3 protein-coding genes are annotated in these 4574 nt (G+C 35.4%); 2 read left to right on the forward strand and 1 reads right to left on the reverse strand.

Annotated features, from left to right (window positions below; genetic code table 11):
- The first annotated feature begins 854 nt into the window (after positions 1-854).
- Positions 855-1835 (forward strand): pentapeptide repeat-containing protein, encoded by a 981-nt coding sequence (locus tag AC3DU7_RS26095; protein WP_488042194.1) that lies wholly within the window; start codon positions 855-857, stop codon positions 1833-1835.
- Between the two features lie 196 nt (positions 1836-2031).
- Positions 2032-3033 (forward strand): galactose-1-phosphate uridylyltransferase, encoded by a 1002-nt coding sequence (gene galT / locus AC3DU7_RS26100; RefSeq protein ID WP_488042195.1) that lies wholly within the window; start codon positions 2032-2034, stop codon positions 3031-3033.
- Between the two features lie 131 nt (positions 3034-3164).
- Here the strand turns inward: galT and purN are convergent, their stop codons facing one another.
- Positions 3165-3815: a phosphoribosylglycinamide formyltransferase gene (purN, locus tag AC3DU7_RS26105; protein ID WP_488042196.1), complete on the reverse strand. Its 651-nt coding sequence runs from the start codon at positions 3813-3815 to the stop codon at positions 3165-3167.
- Between the last annotated feature and the right edge of the window lie 759 nt (positions 3816-4574).

Genomic DNA, 4574 nt, shown 5'->3' on the forward strand with positions numbered 1-4574 from the left:
AAGTCTTTTTGCTAAGGCAGGGAGTAGGGAGTAGGGAGTAGGGAGTAGGGAGTAGCTAAGAATCAAGAGTTGGAGGGAGTTGTAGAGGAGGTAGTCAGAAAAATTATCCCTTGCCAACTCTGCCCAACTATATGCCAGAATACTCACTTTTGAGCTTTATAAGGCGAAAATCAGGTATTTCTGATCTAAAAAGGCTAAAACCAATATCAGTAAAGACTTTGATATTAGATCGGTAAACCCTAATTAACATTAACGCAAGCTAAAATTAGCATGCAAAGTGATTTGGCTTGTACTGATTAGTTGACAACTAAAGTATTGCCCAAATATAGCACTAATACATGGGAATTGGTATAAGAAAGTTTACTGGATTTTTTACTGTTAGTAAATAACCAATTCTTGTTTAATATCTCATTTGAAAACACTATAGCAATATGATTTGAGTTGTGAGATATTGGCAATTTTTAGGTATGGAGGGAACACCGGAGCTGGGAACAGAGAAGAGGAAAAAACGTATCATATGAATATAATAATTGCTATATTCTACACTTTTAAGAAACACCTCAATTCTCACAACTCATTCCTGATTGCTATATATTAGTCAAAGTATCAAAATCCTAAATTTTCACCATTTTCTCCTGTAGCCAGTCTATAAACAATGTATTTATATCATGTCCGGATAATAAGTGATAAATTGGATGGGGTTTGATACCAAATCTGGTTACGAAAAGCTAATTTATCCAAATCCTTCTAACCCTTCTGCCTTCTGCCCTCTGCCTTACCTTAATACCACAATTAAAAGTGCATCAAATGTATTTATTTTCTCCTGATAAAAACCTACTTATAATCCTGCAAATATGCTTTCTTTTAACAAATATTTTTCCTCACTAAATAATCAGCGAAAATTCGCAAGATTACTCAGAAGTATACTGAGGTCTGTCTATACTTTATTAGAAGTTGCTACTATTTTACTCACCGTTATTTTGTTGATTTTAGGAATTATTTATATTGAAAATACCATAGAACAAAAAACAGAGTGGGGTAAAGCCTTTCTACAATCCCTTAAAGACTCAGAAATTCTAGGAACTATTGAAAATATTAGCGTTGTCACAGCATTAGTAATTTATCTTAGGTGGGGAAAAAAGAAATCCCATTATCAAGCTTGGCAAGTAATTGACTCTGCCCAAGGATTACAAATTAGCTATGCTAGAATCAAAGCGCTAGAAGAACTTGTAAAAGGAGGCGTTTGTTTAAAAGGTTTATCTTTACCTAAAACCAATTTAGACCAAGTTAATTTAGTAGATGTAGATTTTAAAGAAGCAAATCTTCAAGGAGCAAAACTTTTAGAAGCCAATCTTCAAGGAGGTAAATTTGAATTAACTCAATTACAAGGAGCTTTTCTGTGGGGAGCAAATCTTCAAGATACTTTCTTTCTCTTAACTCAACTTCAAAAAGCAAATCTTTGTTCAGCAAATCTAAAAAATGCCGATCTTGAAGGAGTTAATCTCTTAGAAGCAAATTTACAAAAAGCGAATTTAGAGGGAGCTTATATATTAGGAAATCTTCAGGGAGTTGACTTACAAGAAGCAAATTTAAAAGGAGCAAATTTGCAAGGTTGTTATCTGAAAAACGCTAACTTTCAAAGTGCCAATTTAAAAGGAGTAAACTTACAAGAAGCAAATTTACAAGGAGCAAATTTTCAAGATGCTAATCTACAAGATACCAACCTACAAAAAGTAAAAGGGTTGAACCCATTACAGATTAAATCTGCTAATAACTGGCAACAAGCTAAATATTCTAGAGAATTTTCCTCTCAGCTAAATTTACCAGAGAAATGAAGGCAGAAGGAAGAAGGAAGAAGGCAGAAGGAAGAAAGGAAAATTGCTTAATTCCCTTTCCTACGGAATGCTGCGCAAAGAGCATAAGTGCCTCTTGCCCTTTGCCTTTGAGGTAATAATTATTAATTATTAATTATTAATTATTAATTATTAATTGTTGAACTATTCCCTAAAATCTACAAGATTGCTAAATAATATGAACAAAAGTCACATTCGGCTCAACAAAACCACAAGAGAATGGGTTATTTATGCACCAAACCGAGGCAAACGTCCCCAGGACTTTCAACAAGAAAATATAGTACAAGAAAAAGTAGAAAGTCACTCTCCAGACTGCCCTTTTTGTCCTGGCAATGAAGAGCGTCTAGGAGGTATTTTATTAGAGAAACAAAACCCAGAAAATACTAACTGGCAAGTGCGCGTTATTCCTAATAGATTTCCTGCTTTAACCCCTGAAGAAAATACCGAACGAAAATTAGAAGGAATTTATCTAACAATGCCTGGTTATGGTAGACATGAAGTAATTATTGAAAATGCCGACCATAGCAAAGATATTCCCACAATGTCTATCCAAGAAGTAGAGAATATAATTGATACTTACCATCAACGTTACATTGAACTTATGGAAATAGATGAAAGTATGATGGTCATTATATTTAGAAACCATGGTGAAAGAGCGGGAGCTTCTTTACGCCATCCCCATTCTCAAATTATTGCTACTAGCATTGTTCCCCAACATCGGCGCTGGCAAGAGGAGGAAGCTCAAAGATATTATGATGAATTTGGGAGCTGTTTATACTGTGATATATTAGCATTTGAAAAACAAAATAAAACGCGAGTAATTGAGGAAAATTCATCCTTTTTAGCTTTTATTCCATTTGCAGCTAAAGCACCTTTTGAAATCTGGATAATGCCCAAAGAACATCAAGGTGATTTTGGTAGTATTTCAGAGCAAGAAAAGTCAGATTTTGCATTAATTCTTAAAAATATTCTCACCAAATTATCAGAAAAATTAAACGACCCAGATTATAATTATGTAATTAACACTGCTGCTCGTTATAAAGCAGAAGAACCCCAAGTACATTGGTATTGTTTAATTGAACCTAGACTTACTACACCAGCAGGTTTTGAAATTGCTTCTGGTATTAGAATTAATCCCTCCCTTCCAGAACTAGATGCAGAATTTTTAACCAGGGAATAGGGAACAGGGAACAGGGAACAGGGAACAGGGAATAATAGGAAAAAACATTCTTTTGCCTTCTGCCCTATGCTTTCCTTTTGAACCTTTCTTTTCCTTCTTCCTTCTGCCTCCTGCCTCCTGCCTTCTGCCTTCTAAGTTGATGCAGCAAGAGCAATAGCTCCGACAATAATTTGATGTTCTTGTATTTGAACTCTTTCGTGTAAAGTTTCTGGTGTATCATCAGGCAAAATTGGTACAGCCGCCTGCATTAAAATTGGACCATTATCTACTTCTACATCTACTAAATGTACCGTACAACCAGTTATTTTCACTCCAGCTTCTAATGCTTGTTCGATAGCTTTAATACCTCGAAAACTAGGTAATAAACTGGGATGAATATTGATAACTTGATTAGGAAAAGCATCAATTAAAACTTTAGTAACAATTCGCATCCAACCCGCCATAATTACCCATTCGACATCATATTCTTGTAGAGTTTCAACAATTTTGCCGTCAAATTTTTCTCTATTTTTGCATTCTCTATGATTTAATAATATTGCTGGTACGCCCCATTTTTCTGCTCTTGTTTTAACCTTTGCTCCAGGATTATTATAAATCATTACCTGAACTTGAGCATTTAATTTTTGATTATTTATAGCCTCCATAATAGCCTCAAAATTACTACCATTCCCAGAGGCAAGAACTCCTAATTTTAAAGGAGAAACTTTTGCCGAAAAAGTCTCAGAAATAGCTGGAGAAATTAGAAAAGAATCAGAATTGAGTTGTTGAACTTCAGTTGTCATTTTTGTAAGTTAAATATTGGGAATTGTTTAGATTATATAGCAGAAGGAAGAAGGAATAAGTAAGAAGGAAGAGAGAAGAAGTAATACAGCAGATTTTGGGCAAATGATGTACAGGGTAAATCGTGAAAATATTGTAGTGCGGGCATCTTGCCCGCGCGGGTGTACCTCATAACAATGGAAAGCGCTATAACTGCTGCTCCCGTAATGTTTACAGCAAAGAGGGATACCTGGCACGGGAGCAAGATGCTCCCACTGTTCTCGTAACAAACATGGCCGAGTAATGCAGGAGCGTTACAATGCGCTACCACCTATTTAATTTCTTCCCACACTCTCCTACTCCCTATGATACAATATATCAAAAGGTACTGATATAGCGCTACAAGTTTAGGTTAGGACATTCCTAAATCCACCAAACCCACTCACAGTTTACTGTTGCCTGTTGCCTGTTGCCTGTTGCCTGTTGCCTAGCGCGTAGCGCTATAACTGATAACTGAAATGACTCTTCTGCCCCATGAATATCCAGACATCAGTGATTTCAGAAATTAATGATGTGAAATTGTTAGAGAGAATTGTTTCTCAAATTCCACTGATTTCCTCAAAAGAGGAATTGCGAAAAGTATATACTGAATAACTCAAAAATCGAGTGCAGAATATGTACCCTAAATCTTCAGTATCTAATATCAAGTCTCATTTTTCCTCTTGTTCCCTAATTAGGGCTTGCTGATTAAACCTAAATGTCTTTACTGATATTGGTTTTAG

It is taken from the genome of Okeania sp. (genome assembly GCF_983059655.1).